The sequence below is a fragment of the Pseudomonas sp. 57B-090624 genome (genome assembly GCF_003234055.1).
Taxonomy (GTDB): domain Bacteria; phylum Pseudomonadota; class Gammaproteobacteria; order Pseudomonadales; family Pseudomonadaceae; genus Metapseudomonas; species Metapseudomonas tohonis.
In genome coordinates, this window is the sequence record NZ_QKRU01000013.1 from 93361 (window position 1) to 116114 (window position 22754).

Consider the following 22754-nt stretch of genomic DNA (forward strand, 5'->3'; position numbering starts at 1 on the left):
GCTGGAGGGCCTCCATGGTGGGTATGTCATTGCTGTGATGTAGGGTTGAGTTTTTTTCGAATCGAATTGCTGTGATGTAGATAGCCCGTTGTAGATTTTGACTAAAGGGCGGGCTTTAACCCGCCTTTTGTATACCTTTTGAAGGGCTTGAGATGTCCCTGTGATTAAAACCCACCATGCCTCTCTGCGTAGGAGATAAAGTCTTCGATGAATTTTCTTAATTGTTTTTCGTAAATTCCATCTCCCCAGCTCTCTGAACTATAGTTGTGAGAGTCATCTAGTGATATGACAATGTCCCCGTTGTTGTCGATGTCTTCGACAGTTATCCCGAAGAGATTCTCTCTCGAAGTTTTACCAAGAGTGAAAGTTTGATGGCTACCATCTCTGTAGGTTGAGCTGAGTGTTATGCTTTCATCTGAATTTTGGATGTCGACTTTAAGGTTGCGCTCTTGTAGCCTGGCTGCGTAATTTCCTGCCAAGAGGGTGGCTCGAATCACAGCTTCTTTGAGTGCTTTTAGATTTTTATCTGTGGATGCTTTTAGCAAGATTTCATTTTTCTTGGCTGTTTCAAGCTTTTCATCGACTATTAAGAAAAAATCATCAAGGGTTCACGGGCGATTCCTTAGTAATACCTGTCGGTTAGAATCGGGCAGAAGTTGGTGTCAGCAGTGGATCAAACACATCTACTTAAACCATCATACGACTTCTAGTCGTATGATGGTTGCTAGATCAATTAACTGGTTCTGATGGCCAATTTTCGGGAACTAGCGCGGGTGGCTTGGTCCATGGTTCTTCAACCAACGCGTCCTGGAACCACTGTTCGCGCAGGTTCGCATGTTCAGTAACAATTAGTTGGAAGCCGGGGACCTCTTCTTGAGTGAACTTCAGCAACAGCTCGAATAGACGGCGTACCGCATCAAGGTCGGCGTCGGCTTCCGTCTTCTGCACTGAACCGTCGGCATCTTGGTAAACCTGTTCAGAGGGGAAGTAAACCTGGGTTGGTTGGTCGATCAGTAGGAAGCGCGGGATTGGTCGATTGTTCTGCGCCGCGAATAGGTGCAGGGCAAGTAGTGCCGACAGATGGTACGCGAGATGGTTTTCGCCGCCGCCGGTCCTGCCCATCGGCACTGGGCGCTCGGGCCGATCAAAGATGATCGTTAGTTGAGGCAGATTTAGCCGCGCGGGATAAGGACCGAACTCGGCGTTGAACTTCTGGATGTATCGCGACATCTGCGCAGAGATGTTGTTGAGGATTGACGTCAGGCGCTCGTTGCTGTCATCCGCCCCGATCTGCTCTTCAAGCTGCTTGACTTTGTTGCTGAGGCGGCGACTCTCAGCTTTCAGCTTGGCAAGATCCTCATTTGGGAGGAGCGTTTCCAGGAACAGACTGATACGGCCGACCACGCGCGCAGCGGCATTGTTGCGCGAGCCCATCTTGGCGAGAAATTCGTTGGCTGAGATCGCCGCGGACAGCTCCGCTTCCTTCTGCTTGATCTCATCCCTGATCTCGTCCACGGTGCCGGCCAGTTCGGTCAAGTAGGCATCGAGCTTAGGACGTTGGCCGGTGGCGACGCGCAACTCCTTGTCGAGCGATGCCAGTTCGTTGAGCAGGACAACGGCAACCGGGGATTCTAGTGCCAGATTCTGTTCGCTGAACGGCCATTGCCATTCACCGCTGTCAGGATTCTTCGGCAAGGCTTTGATCGACGCCAGGCGGTCTATCTGTTCGGCAGCCTCGTTTTCGTAGCCACCCGAGCGTTTGGCGAACTGTCGCGCTGCATCAATCCTTCCCTGAACGTCCCGGCGATTACGGCGCAACTGAACGAGTTTCTCTTCCAGAATCGAAACCCGGCTGCCGTCGTCGTCAGGTACCGTTTCGGGCTTCCAGGACAACGCAGACCTCAATACTTCCATGATCCCGTCTGCATTGAGACTCTCGTCGGTAGTGCCGAGGACCCCGACTGTCTTTGCTTCCGAGTGGAGGCCGATCGCCTGCACATGCGATGTGTCGACGGCGTCTTGTGCCAGTTCCAGTTTCTTCTGGTTAACCCTCAGATCCCGTTGCGCCAAGCGCAACTTGGATTCCAGTTCGTAGCGGTCGCTGGAAGAGACTCCGAGCAGGATCGGTAACGTGTCACGGATCGCCTGCGGCTGAAACTGTTCGTTCTGCCGGTAGAAAAGTTGGTCTTTGTTAGCGACCAACCCCTGTTTCTGGAACAGGTAATAGAACGTGTGCTTAACGTTGGCGTCGTAGCTGTTGCGACTATGCTCCAGCGCGACTTCGGTGCGATTCTCGGGAATCCCGAGCAGGCGCGACAATAATTCGACGATGCTTTCGTCGTCAGTGTTGATCGCCAAATCCTTGAACTCGGGTACCTGCAATTGGGCGCCTCTGCGCAGCATCACCGTACTGCAACTGGCGCCGCTGCCAGAAGGGGGTGGCTTGGCGACCAGTACCTGCTCCTTCTCGAACTGGTAGATAACGGCGAACCAGGCCACCTTGTCGCGAATGATACCCTCGGGGACGTTGAACGAAGATCGTCCCATGCAGTATTCGATGATCTCTGAAAGTGCAGATTTGCCAGTGGAGGAGCGACCGGTGATGACGTTGAGTCCGTCCACCTTGAATGCGAGGTCACGACGTTGGCCATCATGGCTGTAAATGTGGATGGATCTGATCTTCATGGGCGAATCCCGAAAGTCGTGTAGACGGTCGCCCGGTCGGCGATACGTGCGAATTCCTTTCCTACGACGCGGGCCACTTTCTGGCAGGCGACAGTTTCGGCTGTGCCATCGACGGCCTTGCGCACCTTCTTGGGGATGGTCTGAATGCGTCCGTCATCCGCGACGGCGATGCACCCCCTTTCCATCAGTAGACCGAACCCCTCGAAGGCATAGGGAAGCATCTGCGTGACCCGATCGGCGAAGCCCACCATGATTTGCTGGTTCTTCTCTGCGGTCTTGAGCAGATAGCTGCGTGGGCTGCCAGCGATCACCTCTCGTGAGTCCTTGTGCAGGCTTAGGGGCAGCACAAGAAGCGACAGCGAAAAAGGCATGCCGCGGTCGTCGTCTTCTTCGTAGCCGGCCAGGGCGCGAAACATGACTAAGCCACAGAATGCAGGATTGAACAGGTTTCGAACCTCGAAAGGGCGCTGATCCCATCGCTTCATGATGCCGCCTCCAGTACGTCGCCGAGACGGTCAAGGAATCTGGGATGCCAGTAGACTCTGGGGTGGGGAGTACTGTCGGCGAGAATGTGGAAGCTTCCACGAAGGACGTAGGGCTCCGTCACCCGCGCACGAATGCGCAGGGAGTCGATCTTTGCGGTTTCAAATTCCGCCCAGTTGTAAAGTTCAGTGCCGGCTTGGCGAAGCACGTCCTCAGCACTGTCGTCTTCCAGCCTCTCGAAAATGACATCCTTGTAGCGGTCCCACTCATCGGCCAAGCGATCTTCGTATTCCTCGACCTCTCCCAATACAAGCAGGCTCGCGCGCGCCCAGGCCGACCGTTGTTCGAACGCCCGGTAATAATCCAAAATCGCACTTCTGATTCGGTTGGCGGAAATGCCAATCTCACGCAGTTGCGCTACGAATAGGCGCGGATCAGTATCAATGTCGATGTTGTCGGAGGGGAGTTTTCCGCGGAAGGTGATAGGCAGGTTATCTACCTTGTACTCCTCGGCGAAGTTCGAGAGCTTGTCAGATACTTCGTAGCCAAAGATCCCTTCGGGCCTACCACCGGTGAGCTGCTTGATCACGACATCGGTCCACCAACCTTCCAGCCGCTCGAAGACGAATTCGCGGTGCTCGCGCCGGATGCTTCGCATGTGCTTATCCCTTATGAGCACGGGAATGTCGTCGATGCGCGGGCTGCTATCCAGGATCAGGATGCGCTCGAGGAAATCCTGCTTCTCGACATCATTCAGTTCCTCAAACGCCGCGGCAATCGGCGCGATGAGTTTCGATTTCGATGCCGAAAGTGCCTTTTGGGCCAATGCAGTCAGAGTTTCGTCATCGCCGGAGGCGGTGGGCTGATTGGGGAGAAGACCGGACAGGAACGAGTCGGTCGACACCTCGCCGGTGGTGAAGAGGAAGAACCGCAGGTTCGATGCAGCACGGCCATCACGTTTGTACCGCACCAACCAGATATTGATGGACTTCCAGAAGTCGGCCGACAAGTCGGTCAGTCTGTCGCCGATCGCCTTGTGCTTAAGCGAGGCCAAAGACTTCCCGCCCTGGCCGTCGACGAAATCAAGGTCATCGTCCTTTTCCAGGAAGATGGCGGTGTCTTCCGGCAATTGGAGCAGTTGTAGAAGAGCAAGACGCGTCTGGTAGATGTATCCCAGTTCCTGCTCACCGGCCGAAAATTTGTCGGTAGATGTCCCGGCCATGCCAAATTCCTTTTTGTGCAGATTGTCGGGAGCGTACCTGGCATTGTGGCGGGCCATGCCATTGCTTCTTATGCCCCATGCCCTCTAGTTCCGACTCCCAGTGAGTACGGCAGCAGACCCGATGCCCTGTGCCTGTCCGTTACTGAATAATAGCAAAATGCCCTGGCAAGTCAGTCGAGGTAATGCACGGCATCGCAGAGGAAGTTATGGGCGCTGACAGCCAGCGGCAGGCCGCAACTAGTGGGCAGCACTAGTTTTGTGCTTGTCCCCACTTGTAGCCGTCGAGGCGTACTTGCTGTTTTGTGGCCTGGTCGGCGGCGCTACGGCCTATCGGTGAGTTCATCTGTGCCCTTGGCTCGAACTGTGGGGGTTCCTGCGCCTTCACCTAGTGCAGAGGTCAAGGGAGCACAACGCTCGTCAGATCCTCTGCGCCGAGCAGTCGCTGACTGCCAAGGGGCACAGGCCATCGCGTGTTACAAGCTGGCCGACCATTTCCGAGCCTACGCCCGGCGCGATGCGCTGCAACAGCCCTGCTGATTGATTCATAATCTCGGATGTGCAATTTGCCGATTGCTGCCGGTGACGCTTGGTAGTTATGCCTGCAGCTTGTGGCTTGTACAGAATTCGGCCCAATCAGCCATCAGTGCTCTGCGTTTCTCTAGAAAGTCTGAGCGAGAGTAAGCGGCTTCGGTCTGATCCCGTTCGTCATGAGCGAGTGCGAGTTCGCATACCTCTCGTGGGTAGTGAGTGTTCTCGTTGGCCCAGTCGCGGAATGTGGAGCGAAAGCCATGTCGAGTAATGTCTGCGTGCCCTAGCTTATGCAGGAGGTTGCGTATGGCATTGGCATGTATGGCACCACTCTTGCCTTTTCCTGGGAACAGATACGGTGAATTCGTACGAGGTAGGCTTTGCAGCATATCCGCAGCCTGAGAGGGGAGGGGAATGACGAATGGCTTTCTCATCTTCATGCGTTCGGCCGGAAGTGCCCATGTCCCAGCTGCAAAATCCATCTCGGGCCATTGCGCGAAGCGGATCATGTGGGAGCGAGCCCCAGTTAGAATCAGCAGGCGTGCGGCTACGGCATCCCGACTGGAGTCTTGAGCCAATTTACTCATCAGCTTCGGCAAGTCACGCCAATGCATGGCTGGGAAGTGCTGGCGTTGCCGAGCTTTCTTCTTTTCAGCTTTGCTGAGGAGGTTTTCCAGATGGCCGCGCCAGCGGGCGGGATTGTCACCGCCGCGAAGGCGGCGAGCCTTTGCTGCATCTAGCACTTGCTCGATTTGTCCACGCACTTCATCGGCGGTGCGCGTTTTTGTCGACCAAATCGGCCGCAAGACGCTCAGCATGTGCTCGGTTTGGATATCGTCAGCCGATAGCTTCCCGATGATGGGGAATGCGTATAGCTCCAGCTTCCGCAGCCAGCCCTTACGCCATTTTTCAGACCAGGTGGCTCCATGGGCCTGTTGATGATCGCGAGCAAGATCTTCGAACGTGGTACGACGCGCTGCAGCTTGGCGCTCAGCCTCTCGCTTCGCTTCTCGTTCTGCATCTCGGGCGGCTAGGGGATCGATACCGGTCGCGAGAAGTTTTCGCTGATCCGCTGCGAGTTGCCGCGCTTGGCTGAGGGTAATGACCGGGAAGGGGCCTAGTCCCATTTCGCGGCTTCGCCCGTCCAGCTTGTAGCGAAAGATCCAACTCGAAGAGCCGCCTTTGGCTACCTGAAAGTAGAGCCCATCGCCATCGTTGGTTTTTCCGGGTTCTGCCGTCCTAGCCAATGATTCGATGGTCTTGGTCGTTAGCTTACCCATACAGACTCCCTATCTACCCACACCTTCACCCACACTCTGGCGGGAGATTCTATCGATTATTGGTGGACGTTGAGAGACAGATGGTACGTCTCAAAGCCTTGATCTTCCAGGGCTTGACGGACATTGGTGGATTTCTGCGGGCATTAAAAAAGCCGGCTTGTGGCCGGCTTTCCATGAGAGGTCGGGGCTTACTTTTGGTAAGCCGCAACCGCTTTGACGATTTCGGCGCGGGCAGCGTCGGCGTTGCCCCAGCCTTCGACCTTGACCCACTTGCCTTTCTCGAGATCCTTGTAGTTCTCGAAGAAGTGCTTGATCTGCTCCAGCAGCAGGGCCGGCAGGTCGGTGTATTCCTTCACGTCCACGTACAGCTGGGACAGCTTGTCGTGGGGGACGGCGATCAGCTTGGCGTCGCCGCCGGCTTCGTCGGTCATGTGCAGGACGCCGACCGGACGGGCGCGGATCACGGCGCCGGGGGCGACCGGATACGGGGTCACGACCAGCACGTCCAGCGGGTCGCCGTCGTCAGCCAGGGTGTTGGGGATGTAGCCGTAGTTGGCCGGGTAGAACATCGGGGTGGCCATGAAGCGGTCGACGAACAGGCAGTCGCTGTCCTTGTCGATTTCGTATTTGATCGGCGCATGGTTGGCCGGGATTTCGATCGCGACGTAGATGTCGTTCGGCAGGTCTTTGCCAGCCGGGATCTTGCTGTAGCTCATGGTCGACTCCCTGGAATGGGCCAAAAAAAGTGGGCGGATTATATGCACATTCATTGGGCGGCGCCACGCCGTCGTGCTCATCCGTTGGTCGTGTCCCGATACTCCGGATGCTCGGCGATCAGGCGGGCCAGGCGCGCGCCCGGGTCCTGCCGGTAGAAGGCCGCGAGCTGCGAGTAGACCGCGGGGTAGGCGGCCTGCAGCAGGTCGGGGGCGCTGAAGAAGTACTCGCTGGTGACGGCGAAGAACTCGGCCGGGTCTTCCGCCGCGTAGGGGTCGATGGGCAGCGCGGCGTCCTCGTCTTCGTCGAGGGCCGCGTTCATTTCGTCGTAGGCGGCCTGCATGGCCTCGGCCCAGTCCGACTGGCGCATGTCGCGGTGCAGGGGCGGCAGGCCGTTGGCGTCGCCGTTGAGCATGTCCAGCTTGTGGGCCAGCTCGTGGATCACCAGGTTGTAGCCCTCCCAGCCGCCGCTGGCCTGCACGCCCGGCCAGGCCAGTACCACCGGGCCGCGAAGCCAGGCCTCGCCGCTGTGCTCGGCGTCCCATTCGTGGACGACGCCGGCGTTGTCGCGGTGGCGCTGGGGGCTGAGGAAGTCGTCGGGGTAGATCACCAGCTCATGGAAGCCCTGGTACCAGCCCAGCTCCGCCAGGTGCAGCAGCGGCAGCTGGGCCTGGGCGGCGAGGACGAGGCGGTCGCGGGGTTCGAGTCGCACGCCGCCCAGCAGGGTCAGGTGCTTGTCGTGGAGGAACAGCACGCTGCGCTCGCGCAGGCGCCGGTCTTCTTCGGGGGTGATGCCGTCGAGGATCGGCAGCGCCTGGCGCACCTGCGCCCAGAGCGCGTCGTCGACCGGGTTGCGCGCCAGGGTGCGGCGCCGGCGCCAGTTGCGCAGGGACCACATGGGCTCAGCTCGGGCGCCCGGCGTTGTCGCGGGCGGCGGCCGGGCGCAGATGGCGGTGCAGCACGCTGATGAACATGGGCAGCAGCGACAGCAGGATGATGGCGACCACGCCCACCGAGAGGTTCTGCTTGATGAAGGGCACGTTGCCGAAGAAGTAGCCGAGGGTCACCAGGCCGCCGACCCAGAGCACGGTGCCGAAGGCGCTGAAGGCGAAGAAGCGCGCGTAGGGCATGCGGCCGACGCCGGCGACGAAGGGCGCGAAGGTGCGCACGATGGGCAGGAAGCGCGCCAGGGTCACGGTCTTGCCGCCATGGCGGTCGTAGAACTCGTGGGTGCGCTGCAGGTAGTCGCGGCGGAAGATCTTCGAGTTCGGCTTGTTGAACAGCCGCTCGCCGGTGGTCCGCCCGATCAGGTAGTTGGTGCTGTCGCCCAGGATCGCCGCGAGCATCAGCAGGGCGCCCAGCACGACGGGGTCCATGGCGCCGTTGGCGCACACCGCACCGGCGATGAACAGCAGGGAATCGCCGGGCAGGAAGGGCATCACCACCAGGCCCGTCTCACAGAAGATGACCAGGAATAGGATGGCGTAGATCCAGGTTCCGTAGTTGCTGACCAACAGGTTCAGGTATTCGTCGAGGTGGAGGATCAGGTCGATCAGATTGAAATCCATGGGGCGCCTTGTCGGTTCTGCGGCGGCGGCTCGGGGGCCGGGCGAGCGGCATTATAGGGGCAAGCCAGGTGGAGGCGGCGAGCATCCGTCGTCGGCTTTTCCGGCACAAAGGCTGCAACTGTTTCCATAGTTTGCCGATGGAGGCGCGCGCCGTGGCATTGCAACTGCTGGAACATCCCGCCATCAGCCTGGCCCAGGGCCATGGGCTGGACCTGCCCGGGCAGGCCGCCCGCGCTCGGGCCACCTGGGTCGCCGGTCGTCAGGGGCGCTCGCCGCTGCTGCTGGTGATCCTGCTCTGGGCACGGCGCTGCCCCGATGTGGTGCGCACGCTCGAGCATCACCTCGATGCGCTGTTCGCCGACTACGCCTGCACACCGGACGGCTGGAGCGAGACCCAGGCCGCGCGGCAGGTGCTGGCGGCGCTCAACCTGCAGCTGTTCAGGCGCCGGAGTGCGGGCGAGGATGCGCCCGAGCTGAGTGCCGGCCTGCTGTTGCTGCAGGATGGCCAGGCGCATTTTCTCCAGGCCGGCGCCATCGGCCTGTTGCGCCTGAACAGGGACGGCGTGCAGGGCCTGGTGGGGCGCGAGGGCGTGCTCGGCGCCCAGGCGGAACTGGCGGTGGTGCAGCACAGCTTGCCGCTGGTCGCCCACGAGCCGTTGCTGCTGGCACCCCAGCCGCTGCTGGAGGTGGCCGACCTGCAGCGCCTGCGCGAAGGCTGCATGACCCTGGTTCCCGGTGGCCTCGGTGCCCTGCTGGAGCCCCTGCTCGGCGCCCCGGGGGCTGCGGCGCTGCTGCTGCCCGGCGCCGCCGATTGCCTGCCGCCCCCCGCGCCCGGGGGCAGTTGGCCGAAGGTCGGGCACATCGAGCCGGGTGGCGAGGTGGACGGCTGGACGCTCCAGGCCGCCTGTCCCTTCGGCCCGCCGGGGCGGCTGTTCCAGGCGCTCGACGAGGAGGGCCGGGAGGCGCTGCTGTGGCTGGCCGAACGCGATGCCGACGAGGCCTTCTGGCAACGCGAATGGGTGTTGCGGCGCAGCCCGGTGGCGAGCCTGCCCCAGGTGATCTCGCCCCATCGTCCACGGCGCCATGCGTTCCTGCTGTTCGCCCCGTTGCCGCGCGGCATGCGCAGCCTCGCCGACTGGATGGCGGCCCACGGGCCCCTGGATGGCGAGAGCCTGATGGCCCTGCTCGGGCAGCTGATCGAGGCGGTGCGTGCCCTGCAGCGCCGGGGCATGCAAGGGCTGTGGCTGAGCCCCAGGCAGATCCTGGTCAGCGATGCGGGACGCCTGCTGCTGTTGCCCGAGTACGCGGCCATCCTCCCCGGTGTCGCGCGCCAGGCGGCGCCGGCCCAGGCCGTGCCCCTGGCGCCCGAGCTGCGCCACGGGCGTGCGGTGGATGGCACGGCGGACCAGTTCGCCCTGGCCGCGCTGTGCTACTGGCTGCTCAGCGGGCAGTGGCCCGAGGTGGCGCGCCCCGACGGCGGGCAGGCGAGCCGCTACGTGCCGCTGGCGAGTTTCAACGCGCAGTTGCCGACGGGCTGGGATGGTGTGCTGGCACGGGCGCTGGCGCCCCAGGCGCGGGCCCGTTTCGAGGCCTTGTCGGAATTCCAGCTTGCCCTGGAACGGCCCCTGCAGCTGGCGCGTGCGCGGCCCGCCGAAGGGGCCTGGCCACGGCACCGGCGCCTGGCCCTGGCCGGGCTGCTGGCGGTGCCGCTGGTCATCGGCCTGTGGCTGGGCCTGGGCGCCTGAGCGGCGCCCCTGGCGGGTGGATCAGTCTTCGTGGATCGGCAGGATGTAGTTGACGAACTCGCTGTCCTCGCGGAAGCCGATGGACTCGTAGACCTTCTTCGCCACTTCGTTGCCTGCGCTGGTGGACACGCGCATGCGCACGGCGTTGGTTTCCTTGGCCATCTTCTTCGCGGTCTGCAGCAGGCGGTCGGCCACCAGCTGGCGACGGGCGTCCTCGGCGACATAGATGTCGTTGAGAATCCACACGCGCTTCAGCGACAGGGAGGAGAAGCTCGGGTAGAGCTGGCAGAAGCCCAGGATCTTGGTGTCGTCATCGTCGGCCAGGGCCAGGTAGATGATCGATTCCTTGCGGCTCAGGCGCTTCTCGAGGAACTTGCGCGAGGAGTCGGGGAAGGGCAGTTCGCCGTAGAACTCGCGGTATTTGACGAACAGCGGGTTCAGCAGGTCCAGGTGCTCCAGGGTGGCTTGGACGATGCGCATGGGTAGGCCTCGGCGTAGGTGGTTGGGGCTGGTAGGAATGCAGGTGCTATGCCAGCACCCGGTCGATGCTGCCTGAAAAATCCTGGAAAGCGCAATCCAAGCGAGCGTTTGAATCGCAGCCCGTCGCACGTTGAGCAAAAGCGCAGCCGTGCCGGTCCAACCCTGCATCGTCGATCTGCAAGGGAGAGGACAGGTGCCCAACTGCTCGCTGGAACAGGCCGTGGATGAAGTGCTGCGCCGGATCGAGGGGCCCATCCGCCTCGGCATCCCCCTGGGGCTGGGCAAGCCCAACCGCTTCGTCAACGCGCTCTACCAGCGTGTCAAGGCGCTGCCCGAGCGCCAGCTGACCATCTACACCGCACTGTCCCTGGCCAAGCCGCAACCGGCCAGCGAGCTGGAGCAGCGTTTCTCCGGCCCTTTCCTGCGTCGCCTCTATGGCGACTACATCGAACTCGACTACCTCAGCGACCTGCGCTGTGGCGAGCTGCCGGCGCACATCCGCGTCGAGGAGTTCTACCTGCAGCCGGCCAGCCAGCTGGACAACCCCCAGGCCCAGCAGAGCTACGTCAGCCTCAACTACAGCCAGGTGGCCCGCGACCTCGACCGCAAGGGCCTGAACCTGGTGGCGCAGATGGTCGCCGCGCGGCCGCAGAGCCCCGGGCGCTTCAGCCTCAGCTGCAACCCCGACATCACCCTCGACCTGCTGCCGCGCCTGCGTCGTCGCCGTGCGGCGGGCGAGACCATCCTCGCCATCGCCCAGGTGCACGAGGCGCTTCCTTATATGCCGGGCGACGCCGAGCTCGACGCCGGCGAGTTCGACCTGGTGCTGGATGCGCCCGAGCGCAGCACCCTGTTCTCCACCCCCAACCTGCCGGTGAGCCTGCAGGACCACGCCATCGGCCTGCACGCCAGCGCCCTGGTGCGCGATGGCGGCACCTTGCAGGTGGGTATCGGCGCCATGGCCGACGGCCTGGCCGCTGCGCTGGTGGCGCGCCAGGGCGACAACGCCGGTTACCGCGCCGTGCTCGATGCCCTCGAAGTGCCGCAGCGCTGGGGTGGCCTGGTGGAGCGTGAGGGCGGCCTGGCGCCGTTCGCCCAGGGCCTCTACGCCAACAGCGAGATGTTCCTGCTGGGCCTGCTGGTGCTGCTGGAGGCCGGGGTGCTGCGCCGCCCCGTGTACCCCGATGTGCGCCTGCAGCGCCTGGCCAACGCCGGCGCGCTGGACCCCCACGGCACGCTGACCGACCTCGACGCGTTGCTCGATGAACTGCCGCGCGTACTCGACGCCGACGGCCTCGCCTGGCTGCAGCGCCATGGCCTGCTCGGCGATGACCTGCGCCTGGACGGCGAGCACCTGCTGCTGGCCGATGGGCGCCGGCTCAGCGCCACGCTCGACGACGCCGCCACCCGCGCCGCCCTGGTCGAGCGGCTCGGCCGGGCGCGGGGCGGTGTGCTGATCCACGGTGGCTTCTTCCTCGGCCCCGAGGCCTTCTACCAGCGCCTGCGCGAGCTGGGCGACGGGCCGCTGTCGCGCATCGCCATGACCGCCATCAGTTACGTCAACCGCCTGCATGGCGACGAGGAACTCAAGCGCCTGCAACGTCGCGATGCGCGCTTCGTCAACAGCTGCTTCACCATCACCCTGCTGGGCGCCAGCGCCGCCGACCAGCTGGAGGATGGCCGCGTGCTCAGCGGGGTCGGCGGGCAATACGACTTCGTCGCCCAGGCCCACGAGCTGGACGGCGCACGCTCGATCCTGATGCTGCGCAGCTGGCGCGAATCCGGCGGCGAGGCCAGCTCCAACATCGTCTGGGAATACGGCCACGCCACCATTCCCCGGCACCTGCGCGACCTGGTGGTGACCGAGTACGGCATCGCCGACCTGCGCGGCAAGAACGACGCCGAGGTGATCGAGGCGCTACTGCGCATCGCCGATTCGCGCTTCCAGGACGGCCTGATCGCCGAGGCGCAGAAGGCCGGCAAGCTGCCTGCCGATTTCGTCCTCGACCCGCTGTACCGGCAGAACACGCCCTGGCGCCTGCTGGCGTTGCAGGCCGAGCATCCGAGGTTGTTCGCCGAGTACCCGCTGGGCTGCGACTTCACGCCGGAGGAGCAGGACCTGTTGCGTGCCCTGCGCTGGTTGAAGAGCAAGCTCAAGCTCAGCGAGATCCTCGAACTGGGCATGGCCACCCTGTTCGACCTGCCGGAGCCGGCGGACTACACCCGCCACTTGCAGCGCATGGACCTGCACGCACCCAGCGGCCTGCGCGAGCAGCTCTACCAGAAGCTGGTGCTGGCCGGGCTCAAGGCCACCGCGCCGAGCTGAGCCCTGCCTCAACCCTCCAGGCGCGTTCCCACGCCGAACAGCCAGACGCCCACCAGGGCGTCGCCCTGCTGCTCCAGGCGCAGCGGCGCGGTGCCGCCGGGCATGCGCACGCGCACCTCGCCGGCCGCCACCAGCCCGGCCTTCCAGGCCGCGCAGGCCACCGCGCAGGCGCTGCTGCCGGAAGACTCGGTCGCCCCTTCGCCGCGCTCGAACACCCGTGCCTCGATGGCGCCATCCGCTGCCCGCGCCGCCCATTGCAGGTTGACCCCGGCGGGGCAGGGATCGCCTGCGCCGATGGGCGCGGCATAGGCGATGCGTTCCAGCGCCGCGTGGGCGTCGGCGGCGCGTAGCCAGGGCATGGCGGGCAGCGCGGCGGGCGCCTCCAGCAGGGTCACGCAGTGGGGATTGCCGATGCGCACGAACTGGCTGCGGCACCACCCGGGGTCCAGTTGTGCCAGGGCGTCGACGCGGCTCAGGGGGCGACCGTGGAAGTCGGCTGGGGCCAGGTGCTCGGAATCGGCGCCGACCGCCTCGGGACCGAATCCCGGGGCGCCCATCTGCAACCAGAAGCCCGGCTGGCCATCGCGCACGGCGGGCTCGATGGGCGTGACCACCGGCGAGCCGCCGCCGGGCTTGTCGTGGTGCACATGCAGGACGAAGGCCTGGCCGGGCGCGACGTGGCCGTCGTCGAGCAGGGCCTGGGCGAAGAGGGTCATGCCGTTGCCGCTGCGTTCGGTCAGGCTGCCGTCGGTGTTGACGATCAGCAGGTCCCAGGGCGAGGCGCTGCCGAAGGGGCCGACCAGCAGCCCGTCCGAACGATGGCCCTTGGCGCCTTCCGGTCGCTCGCCCTCGGGCCAGCCGCACAGGGCCTCGATGGCCGCGGCGCTCCAGTTCTCGCGGGCCTGCGCCGCCTCGGCGGCTTCCTGCGCGATGGCGATGCCCAGGCGGCGCAGCGCATCGGGCGTGGTGACGACATAGCGGTTGCCGCGTGCATCGTAGAGGCGGGACATGAAGGTTCTCGGCGCGGTTCGGAGCAGCGACTTTACCGGGACTGGCCACTGCGCCGCCAAGGATTCGCAGGCCTCGCCCGGGGTTCGATCCGACGTCGAGGCGCCCGGGCGCCTGCGGCAATCCACCACAAGGGCCGGCTTTCTCGCCGTGAATTTTCGGTGCTAGAGTCGCCGCCCATGAAAAGCGCCTGCCACGACCGCTCGTTGATCGCCTGGATGCTCTACGCTTGCGTCCTGTTCAACCTGCTCGCCTGCGGGATTCATCACGGCCAGGCGATGGGCCTCGAACTCAGCGGCCTCGGCGGTGCCTTCTGCTCGGCCACCGGCGCCGACGGCCCCTCCCTCGACGGCGACCGGCCCGGCGCGCCCGCGCAGCTCTCCACTGCCGGCTTCAACTGCCCGATGGGCAACGCCGTCACCCTCGGCATCCTGTTCTTCCTCGGCCTGTTCTGGCTCCAGCGCCGCCGCAGCGCCCCGCGCCCGGCACGGGAAAGCCGGCCGCGCACGCCGCCCCGCCATTGCTGGCCCGCGGCCAACCCCCGCGCCTCTCCCTGCATCTGAATTCACACGCCTGAGCCGGCGGCCGTCCTGGTGACGCCGCCGACCCGACCTGCCCGTCGCGCCGACCGCGACGCGGCCTTCGATTTCAGATCATGGAATGAACCCGATGCACCTGCCTGCCAACCGCTCCACCCGTTTCGCCTTCCAGCCCGACGCCGCCCGCCTGCGCTGGCGCCACGCCTTCGCCCTGGCCGCCGGCCTCGCCTTCGCCGCGGGCGTCGTCGCCCACGAACACGAACATGACCACGAGCAGCCCGTGGCGCCTGTCGCGCCCGCTTCCGAAGCGCTCGAGGTCAGCGCCACCGTCATCACCGCCGTGCAGCAGAGCTCGCCGCTGACCATCGTCACCGACCCGAAACAGGCCCGCCAGCCGGTGCCCGCCAGCGACGGCACCGACTACCTGAAGACCATTCCCGGCTTCGCCGCCATCCGCAACGGCGGCACCAACGGCGACCCGGTGCTGCGCGGCATGTTCGGCTCGCGCCTCAACCTGCGCACCAACGGCGGCCTGATGCTCGGTGCCTGCCCGGGGCGGATGGACGCCCCGAGCTCCTACATCTCCCCCGAGACCTTCGACAAGCTCACCGTGATCAAGGGCCCGCAGACCGTGCTCTGGGGCCCTGGTGCCTCCGCCGGCACTGTGCTCTTCGAGCGTGAGCCGGAGCGTTTCGGCGAGCTCGGCAGCCGCCTCCACGCCAGCCTGCTGGCCGGCTCCAACGGCCGCTTCGACCGCGTGCTGGACGGCGCCGTGGGCAACGAGACCGGCTACCTGCGCGCCACCGGCAACCACTCCCAGTCCGACGACTACGAGGATGGCAATGGCGACACCGTGCCCTCGCGCTGGGACAAGTGGAACGGCGACGTGGCCATCGGCTGGACCCCGGATGCCGACACCCTGGTCGAGCTTTCCGCCGGCCGCGGCAACGGCGAATCCCGCTATGCCGGGCGCGGCATGGACGGCAGCCAGTTCCTGCGCGAAAGCCTCGGCCTGCGCTTCGAGCGCAGCAACCTCGGCGGCGTGCTCGACAAGCTGGAGGCGCAGGTCTACTACAACTACGCCGACCATGTGATGGACAACTTCCGCCTGCGCAACCCCGACCCGACCAGTTCGATGCCCATGCCGATGGCCTCGCAGGTGGACCGCCGCACCCTCGGCGCGCGCATGGCCGCCACCTTCAAGTGGAGCGAGGTGGAGCTGGTGGCCGGCCTCGACGCCATGCGCAGCGAGCACCGCAAGCGCGCCTCGCGCTACTCGATGATGAGCGGCACCTTCACCGACGCCGACCAGTTCCCCCGCACCCGTGATGCGCTGATGCACAGCTACGGCGCCTTCGGCGAGCTGACCTGGTACGTGGAGGAGGGCGACCGCCTGGTGGCCGGCGCGCGCCTCGACCGCTCCGACGCCAAGGACTACCGCCGCACCCTGGGCATGATGGGCATGGCCAACCCGACCTTCGGCGGGACCCGCGCCGACACCCTGCCCAGCGGCTTCGCGCGCTACGAGCACGACCTGGACAGCGCCACCACCCTCTATGCCGGCCTCGGTCACGTGCAGCGCTTCCCCGACTACTGGGAACTGTACTCGCCCAACCAGGGCCCGGCCGGGTCGCGCAATGCCTTCGATGGCGTCAAGCCGGAGAAGACCACCCAGCTTGACTTCGGCGTGCAGTACAGCGAGGGCGACCTGGAGGCCTGGGCGTCCGGCTACGTCGGCCAGGTGCGCGACTACATCCTCTTCACCTACACCCCGGGGATGATGGGCGACACCTCGCGGGCCGAGAATATCGATGCGCGCATCATGGGCGGCGAACTGGGCGCGGCCTACCGCCTGGACGGCAACTGGAAGACCGACGCCACCCTGGCCTACGCCTGGGGCAAGAACAGCTCCGATGGTCGCGCGCTGCCGCAGATGCCGCCGCTGGAGGCGCGCCTGGGCCTGACCTACGAGCGTGACGACTGGAGCGCCGGTGCCCTGTGGCGCGTGGCCGCCGCGCAGAACCGCGTGGCCGAAGGCCAGGGCAACGTGGTGGGGCAGGACTTCGGCAAGAGCGGCGGCTTCGCGGTGTTCTCCCTCAACGGGGCCTACCGCCTGACCCGCGACATCAAGGTCAGCGCCGGGGTTGACAACCTCTTCGACAAGGCCTACGCCGAGCACCTCAACCTCGCGGGCGACGCCGGCTTCGGCTTCCCTGCCGAGCCCGAGGCGATCAAGGAGCCCGGCCGCACCCTGTGGACCAAGGTGGACTTCAGCTTCTGATAGGCTGAGCGCCCCCGCGCCCGGCGCGGGGGCCTTCCTTCCACGGGGAATCAGCCATGCCGCGCGTCCTGTTCTGGACCACCCTCGTCGCCGTCCTGCTCTACCTGGCGCTTTGCACCGCGCTCTTCGTGTTCCAGCGGGCGTTGCTCTACTTCCCCCAGCCGCGTGCCGTGCAGGCGCCGGAAAACACCCTGGAACTGCCGGTGGCCGAGGGACGCCTGGTGGTCACCGTGCGCCCGCGCCCTGGCGCCGACGCGCTGCTGTATTTCGGCGGCAACGCCGAGGACGTGTCGATGAACCTTGTGCAACTGGCCGGGGCCTTCCCCGACCACGCGCTCTACCTGATGCACTACCCCGGCTACGGTGGCAGTTCCGGCGAGCCGGGCGAGGCGCTGATCCTGCGTGACGCGCAACGGCTGTTCGACCACATCCACACCGAGCATCCGCGCGTGGCGGTGGTGGGGCGCAGCCTCGGCTCCGGGGTCGCCGTGCAGCTGGCCAGCCAGAGACCGGTGAGCCGGCTGGTGCTGATCACGCCCTACGACAGCATCGAGAACGTCGCCGCCGGGCGCTTCCCCTGGGCACCGGTGCGCTGGCTGCTGGAGGATCGCTACCGTTCGGCGGATGTCGCCGGCGCGTTGCGGGTGCCGACGCTGCTGATGCTGGCCGGCGACGACAGGGTCATCCCGCGAGACAGCAGCGAGCGCCTGGCGGCGGCCTTCGCCCCCGGCGTGGCGCGGCTGGAGGTGCTGGCCGGTGCGGGCCACAACGACATTTCCCTGCACCCGCGCTACCTGGCGTTGCTGGGCGAGGCCCTGCGCTGAGGCTCAGGCGTAGATGCTGATGCCGCCCTTGGCCTGCAGCCAGTCGCGGTAGGTCTCCAGCGAGCTGGTCTGCTTGTCGCCATTCACGCCGACGAAGGAGAAGGCGCCTTCGAGGCCCTTGTCGAGCAGCTTCTGCACCTGGGTCAGCATCTTGGCGGCGTCGTCGCGGTCCAGGGTCGAGACATCCGGCAACTGCATCTGCGCGCCGTTGCCGCCATTGAGCCCGGCCCGGGTCGCCGCGCTGGCGTTGCTCAGCACGTTGCTGGTGTTGCCGGCCATGGCGTTCATCAGCCCGCCGCGCCCCTGGGCCACCAGGTTGGCGGCGAACTGGCGCAGTTCGGCGATGGGGTCGGCGGGCTTCTGCGGTGTCTTGTCCTCGGTGCCGGACATGGAGCCGCTGGTGCCGGCGGTCGAGGGCTTGGTGGCACTGGCGAGGTAGGTGGCCAGCGGCGAGCTGTTGGAGATGATGGTCATGGCCTTTCCCTGGATGCAGAGGATGCGCGGCTTGGTTGCAGGGATCGGGCCATAACCGCAGAAGCCCCGTTGCAGAAGGCTTCCAGCCCGGCGTCCCGATGCGGGCACGGCGCCGCCTTGCCGTCGTGGGGCAAGGCCTTGCCGCCGGTTGGCCAGGGGCCAGCAACTGACGCCGCGGTGGCAAAGCCCTTATCATCGCGCCCCGTTATTCGCTTTCCCCGGACCATTCGGATGTTCTCTGCCGTCAAGCGCTACAAGTCGCTGCTCTCCGGAGCGCTGGCGCGTTATTTCCCCCGTACCACCGCCTACCTGCGCGAAGAGCGCGAGGCCGCGCAGGCCATGGCCGCCCAGGCGCAGAAGAAGCCCCGTGGGCGCAGCCGCAAGGGCGCCACCAGCACCCCCAAGGGCCGTGCGAGCGGCAAGAAGTCCGCCCCCAAGGAACCGGGCGGGGCCATCGCGGCAACCGCTGAAGCACCCGACAACGGCATCTACGGCGGCACCCTGCGGCAGAGCGCCGGTGCGGCCGAGGCCATGCGCCTGAAGGTCGCCGAGGCGGTGGCCGCCGGCGTGGTCGCCGCGCCCTCGGACGAGCAGTGGGCGATGATCCTCGGGCGCGCACCGGTCACCCGCATCTTCGCCGGCGCCGGCTCCGGCAAGTCCACCACCCTGGTGCTGCGCGTGGTGTTCATGCTCTGCCACCTGGGCATCGAGCCGGGCAGGCTCACCGTCATCTCGTTCACCAATGCCTCCTGCGCGCAGTTGCGCGACCAGTTGCAGCGGGTGCTCGGCTTCTGGGGATTCGCCTTCGACGCCACCCAGGCGCGCCAATGCGTGCGCACCTTCCATGCGGCCATGGGCGTGCTGGCCAAGGCGGCGCTGGGCAACCCCGGCTGGTTCGAGCAACTGGAAGACCGCGACCCCGGGGCCGAGCCGGACAACCCCCTGGCCACCGGCCGCCTGCGCCCGGCCCAGCAACGCCTGCTGGAGGAGGCCTACCAGGGCTGCTACTCAGCCGACGCCACCTTCCGCCAGCGGGTGCACCGCCTGCTGGGGTTGGCCGAACCGGTGGACGAGGAGGGCGCCACCATCGGCCAGGCACCCCGTGATGGATTGCGCCTGGCCGGCGAACTGACCGCGCTGCCGTTGCCGGAGGCCTTCCATGGCCAGGCCGGGTTCATCGAAAGCATCGGCCTGCGCATCGATCTGTTGCAGCCGGGCAAGCTCAACTGCCCGCCCCAGGAGCGACTCTTCATCGAGGCCCTGCAACCCTTCTGGGCGCGCTTCCAGGCGCTGCTGCGCGAGCGCGGCCTGATGACCTTCAACGACGCCTTCGCCGAGCTCACCCGCCGCCTGGAGGCCGGCAGCGTCGACGCCGCGCTGCTGGAGCCGCTGACGCACCTGTTGATCGACGAGTTCCAGGACATCTCCCCGCAGATCGTCCAGTGGCTGCAGGCCGTGCACCGCCAGTTGGCGCGCTCGCGCCGGGCGCCGAGCCTGATGGCCATCGGCGACGACTGGCAGTCCATCTACGGCTGGCGCGGCAGCTCCCCGGAACTGTTCATGGACTTCGACCGCCACTTCCCCGGCAAGGGCAAGGCGAAGAAGAGCAAGGTGCTGCTGCTGGAAACCAACTACCGCTCCATCGAGGCGGTGGTGCGTGATGGCGAGGCGGTGCTCGGCGGCGTCGCCTTCAAGCAGGAGAAGACCAGTCGCGCGGTGAAGCTCGCCCAGCCGGACGATGGCGTGCGCCTGGTGCAGGGTTTCGACCTGGCCACCGGGCTGCCGAACCTGGTCGCCGATATCCAGGCCCAGTGCCGGCATGTCGAGGCACTGGGCAGCGGCGAGCGCACCGCCGTGCTCCTGCTTGGCCGGCGCAACGAGGTGCTGCGCAGCATCCAGGCGCAGCTGGACCCGGCGCTGCCGGTCAAGGCCTACAGCATCCACCGCGCCAAGGGCTTGCAGGCGGAGGTGGCGGTGATAGTCGACGACTGCCTGCCCACCGAGGCGCACCCGCTGCGCAATGCCCTTTATGCGCGCTGCGGTTTCTTCCGCAACAGCTACGACCAGGCCATGCGCGACGAGAGCCTGCGCCTGGCCTACGTCGCCATCACCCGGGGCGTCAGCCGCGTCATCTGGTACTGCCGCAAGGCCCAGGGTGCCACCGCCGTATTGGCCGGGCGCGGTCGCTGAGTCGTTGAGCCCATAGGAGCGAGCTCTGCGAAAGCGCCTGCAGGGGCGACGCCAGTCGCCCGGCGGCAGCGAATTCACGGGTTATGTCTGCGTTGGCTGTTGGGGTCAAAGCAAACGCTTGAGCAGGGTGGCTTCCGGGCATTTATGGATTTCTGCTACCTCCACCGCATGGGTTTCGCTCCGCTCTACCCAGCCTACGAAAGCCGTCCGCCAGGTGTTGGCCGGGCGCGGTCGCTGAGTCGTTGAGCCCATAGGAGCGAGCTCTGCGAAAGCGCCTGCAGGGGCGACGCCAGTCGCCCGGCGGCAGCGAATTCGCGGGTTATGTCTGCGTTGGCTGTTGGGGTCAAAGCAAACGCTTGAGCAGGGTGGCTTCCGGGCATTTACGGATTTCTGCTACCTCCACCGCATGGGTTTCGCTCCGCTCTACCCAGCCTACGAAAGCCGTCCGCCAGGTGCAGGCCGGGCGCGGCCGCTGAAGCGTTGAGCCGGTAGGCGCGAATTCATTCGCGATCGGCCTTCCCCGCACGGCCCGGTGAAGGGCGCCGGCCGTTGAAAATCTTGTCACACCGATTCCATACCGCCCCTTGCGGTACGCCGGGGGAGGCTTGTTATCGTGGGCGGCCGGCCACCTGCGGCCACCTCTGGAGCCCCCGTGAACTTCGACTGGAACGACATCCCCCTGCTGCTGGCGCTGGCCCGCCACGGCAGCATGAGTGCGGCGGGGCGGTCCCTCGGCATCGACCCGTCCACCATGAGCCGGCGCCTGGCGGCGGCGGAGCAGAGCCTGCAGACGCGGCTGTTCATACGCGACACCACGCGCTACCACGCCACCGAGGCGGGGCAGGTGTTCCTGGCCTATGCCGAGCGGGTGCTGGGGGATGTGCAGAGCATGCTGCTGGACACCCGCAGCGAGGCCAGCGAAGTGGGCGGTGCGGTGCGCCTGACCTCCATCGACTTCCTGTTCAGCCACTGGCTGGTGGAGCACATGCCGGCCCTGGCCAGCACCTACCCGGAGCTGCAGTTGCAGCTGCTGGTGGCCAACCAGTCGTTGTCCTTCACCCGCCGCGAGGCGGATTTCGCCCTGCGCCTGGCGCGCCCCCAGGACGACGCCGCGCTGGTGATGCGCAAGGTCGGCGACCTGGGCTTCGCCGTGTACGGCGCCGAGTGCCATGTGGGCCTGACCCGCGAGCAATGGTGCGAGCAGCCCTGGCTGGCCTATGGCGAGGAGCTGGACGGCATGCCGGAGATGAAATGGCTGGGCAACCTTTCGCCATCGCTGCGTTGCCCGCTGCGGGTGTCCAGTGTCAGCACCCTGGTGCAGGCCTGCGCCACCGGCATGGGGCTGGCGCTGCTGCCCTGCCTGCTGGGCGAGCGCCATGGCCTGCGTCGCCTGGGGGCGGGGCCCGAGCTGTATCGCGAGGTGTGGTTGCTGAGCCACCGTGATGCCGGGCGCATCGGTCGTTACCAGGCGGTGTCGCGCTGGCTGACGGAGTGCTTCGAGCGGGATGCGGCGCGCTTGCGCGGTGATGCGCCTGCCCCGGGCTGAAGCCCGGGCTGGGAGGGGGTCACAACCCCAGGGGGCCGGCGTGGGCGCGGGCGATTTCCAGCACCCGCGAGGCGGTGTCCGTGCGTGACCAGTCGCGTTGCAACTCCAGCAGGTACTGCAGGCTGGTGAGCGGCTGCACGCCCCGTTGCAGCAGGCGCTGCAAGGCGGTTTCCTGTGCCAGGGGCGAGACATCGCCGCCGGCGTCCACCACCAGATACACCGCGAAGCCCTGGCCCAGTGACGAGAGCGCGGTGGCGGCGATGCTCACCGAGGTCCACAGCCCGGCCAGCACCAGGCGGCGCCGGCCGCTGGCGTTGACCCCTTCGATGAAGGGGGCGTCTTCCCAGGCATTGAAGGTGCGGCGGCGGAGCACCGGCTGCTCGGGGAATACCGCAGTGAGTTCTTCCAGCAGCTCCCCGGCGAAGGCCGGTGCGTCGAGGCTGCTGATCAGCGTCGGCACCTCGAACTGCCAGGCGGCCTTGGCCAGCAGGGCGAGGTTGTCGCGCAGGCTGATGGCGTCGATGGAGCGGGTGGCCAGGGCGGGCTGGGCCTGGTGGTCGAGCAGCACCAGCAGGTGGTTGTCGGGGGCCAGCAGGCTGGCATCCGGGATGGCGGTAGCGGGTTGCATGGCGGCCTCCGGCTGCAAGCGCGAGCGCCCCCGGTGGCAGTGGCGACCGGGGGCGTGCGCGGGTTGGGTTTATTGCAGGTGCTTCTTCAGTTCGGCGCCGGCCTGACGCATGGCCGAGCGCACCGCCGGGACCTGGTTGACCACGTTGAGCAGGCCGTAGTCGTGGATCATGCCGTTGTAGCGCACGGCGGTGACCTCGACGCCGGCGGCGTCCAGCTTGCGGGCATAGGCTT

General features: G+C 65.8%; 19 protein-coding genes and 1 pseudogene. 7 read left to right on the plus strand and 13 right to left on the minus strand.

Annotated elements, in window-relative coordinates; genetic code table 11:
* Positions 1-164: 164 nt before the first annotated feature.
* The 8 genes from DMX10_RS32380 to DMX10_RS08775 all read right to left on the minus strand — a co-directional run bounded on the left by DMX10_RS32380 (position 165) and on the right by DMX10_RS08775 (position 8480).
* Entirely contained in the window at positions 165-545 is a 381-nt protein-coding gene (locus DMX10_RS32380) for a hypothetical protein (RefSeq protein ID WP_124082832.1), read from the minus strand.
* A 184-nt stretch (positions 546-729) separates the two neighbouring features.
* On the minus strand, positions 730-2685 hold the full coding sequence (locus DMX10_RS08740; RefSeq protein ID WP_031652490.1) for a DUF3732 domain-containing protein: 1956 nt from the start codon (positions 2683-2685) through the stop codon (positions 730-732).
* Positions 2682-3170, minus strand: coding sequence for a three component ABC system middle component (locus tag DMX10_RS08745; protein WP_003150491.1), 489 nt, complete (start codon positions 3168-3170; stop codon positions 2682-2684). Before DMX10_RS08745 ends, DMX10_RS08740 begins: the two co-directional genes overlap by 4 nt.
* Complete coding sequence (locus tag DMX10_RS08750; protein WP_223865758.1) at positions 3167-4447, minus strand: ABC-three component system protein; 1281 nt, start codon at positions 4445-4447, stop codon at positions 3167-3169. The genes DMX10_RS08745 and DMX10_RS08750 overlap by 4 nt, the downstream gene beginning before the upstream one ends.
* A gap of 536 nt (positions 4448-4983) precedes the next feature.
* On the minus strand, positions 4984-6198 hold the full coding sequence (locus tag DMX10_RS08760; protein ID WP_003150487.1) for an integrase arm-type DNA-binding domain-containing protein: 1215 nt from the start codon (positions 6196-6198) through the stop codon (positions 4984-4986).
* A gap of 188 nt (positions 6199-6386) precedes the next feature.
* Positions 6387-6914 carry an inorganic diphosphatase gene (gene ppa, locus DMX10_RS08765; RefSeq protein ID WP_111260719.1) on the minus strand — a complete coding sequence of 176 codons (528 nt, stop codon included), beginning with the start codon at positions 6912-6914 and terminating at the stop codon, positions 6387-6389.
* Positions 6915-6991: 77 nt separating this feature from the next.
* Positions 6992-7810: a zinc-dependent peptidase gene (locus DMX10_RS08770; protein ID WP_111260720.1), complete on the minus strand. Its 819-nt coding sequence runs from the start codon at positions 7808-7810 to the stop codon at positions 6992-6994.
* Between the two features lie 4 nt (positions 7811-7814).
* Complete coding sequence (locus tag DMX10_RS08775) at positions 7815-8480, minus strand: DedA family protein (protein ID WP_111260721.1); 666 nt, start codon at positions 8478-8480, stop codon at positions 7815-7817.
* Between the two features lie 152 nt (positions 8481-8632).
* Here DMX10_RS08775 and DMX10_RS08780 point away from each other — a divergent pair, with 152 nt between their 5' ends.
* A complete protein-coding gene (locus tag DMX10_RS08780; protein ID WP_111260733.1) occupies positions 8633-10225 on the plus strand; it encodes a protein kinase in 1593 nt (530 codons plus the stop codon).
* A gap of 21 nt (positions 10226-10246) precedes the next feature.
* On the opposite strand, the gene DMX10_RS08785 is transcribed toward DMX10_RS08780, so the two are convergent.
* Complete coding sequence (locus DMX10_RS08785; protein WP_111260722.1) at positions 10247-10705, minus strand: GNAT family N-acetyltransferase; 459 nt, start codon at positions 10703-10705, stop codon at positions 10247-10249.
* Between the two features lie 193 nt (positions 10706-10898).
* On the opposite strand from DMX10_RS08785, the gene DMX10_RS08790 reads away from it, so the two are divergent.
* A complete protein-coding gene (locus tag DMX10_RS08790; RefSeq protein WP_111260723.1) occupies positions 10899-13031 on the plus strand; it encodes an acetyl-CoA hydrolase/transferase C-terminal domain-containing protein in 2133 nt (710 codons plus the stop codon).
* 8 nt (positions 13032-13039) lie between these two features.
* On the opposite strand, the gene DMX10_RS08795 is transcribed toward DMX10_RS08790, so the two are convergent.
* Positions 13040-14041, minus strand: coding sequence for a diaminopimelate epimerase (locus DMX10_RS08795; protein ID WP_111260724.1), 1002 nt, complete (start codon positions 14039-14041; stop codon positions 13040-13042).
* Positions 14042-14218: 177 nt separating this feature from the next.
* On the opposite strand from DMX10_RS08795, the gene DMX10_RS08800 reads away from it, so the two are divergent.
* The 3 genes from DMX10_RS08800 (at position 14219) to DMX10_RS08810 (ending at position 17683) form a co-directional block, all read left to right on the plus strand.
* On the plus strand, positions 14219-14602 hold the full coding sequence (locus tag DMX10_RS08800; protein WP_111260725.1) for a DUF2946 family protein: 384 nt from the start codon (positions 14219-14221) through the stop codon (positions 14600-14602).
* Positions 14603-14708: 106 nt separating this feature from the next.
* Positions 14709-16859, plus strand: coding sequence for a TonB-dependent copper receptor (locus tag DMX10_RS08805; RefSeq protein WP_178082934.1), 2151 nt, complete (start codon positions 14709-14711; stop codon positions 16857-16859).
* A 56-nt stretch (positions 16860-16915) separates the two neighbouring features.
* A complete protein-coding gene (locus DMX10_RS08810) occupies positions 16916-17683 on the plus strand; it encodes an alpha/beta hydrolase (RefSeq protein WP_111260726.1) in 768 nt (255 codons plus the stop codon).
* A 3-nt stretch (positions 17684-17686) separates the two neighbouring features.
* Here the strand turns inward: DMX10_RS08810 and DMX10_RS08815 are convergent, their stop codons facing one another.
* Positions 17687-18157: a hypothetical protein gene (locus tag DMX10_RS08815; RefSeq protein ID WP_111260727.1), complete on the minus strand. Its 471-nt coding sequence runs from the start codon at positions 18155-18157 to the stop codon at positions 17687-17689.
* 231 nt (positions 18158-18388) lie between these two features.
* Here DMX10_RS08815 and DMX10_RS08820 point away from each other — a divergent pair, with 231 nt between their 5' ends.
* Together DMX10_RS08820 and DMX10_RS08825 are read left to right on the plus strand one after the other, a co-directional pair.
* Positions 18389-20347 (plus strand): DEAD/DEAH box helicase, encoded by a 1959-nt coding sequence (locus DMX10_RS08820; RefSeq protein ID WP_111260728.1) that lies wholly within the window; start codon positions 18389-18391, stop codon positions 20345-20347.
* A 652-nt stretch (positions 20348-20999) separates the two neighbouring features.
* Complete coding sequence (locus DMX10_RS08825) at positions 21000-21893, plus strand: LysR family transcriptional regulator (protein ID WP_111260729.1); 894 nt, start codon at positions 21000-21002, stop codon at positions 21891-21893.
* A 19-nt stretch (positions 21894-21912) separates the two neighbouring features.
* Here DMX10_RS08825 and DMX10_RS08830 read toward each other — a convergent pair whose 3' ends face one another.
* Positions 21913-22521 (minus strand): isochorismatase family protein, encoded by a 609-nt coding sequence (locus tag DMX10_RS08830; RefSeq protein ID WP_111260730.1) that lies wholly within the window; start codon positions 22519-22521, stop codon positions 21913-21915.
* Between the two features lie 69 nt (positions 22522-22590).
* A pseudogene (locus tag DMX10_RS08835) lies at positions 22591-22754 on the minus strand (lipase); the annotation flags it as partial.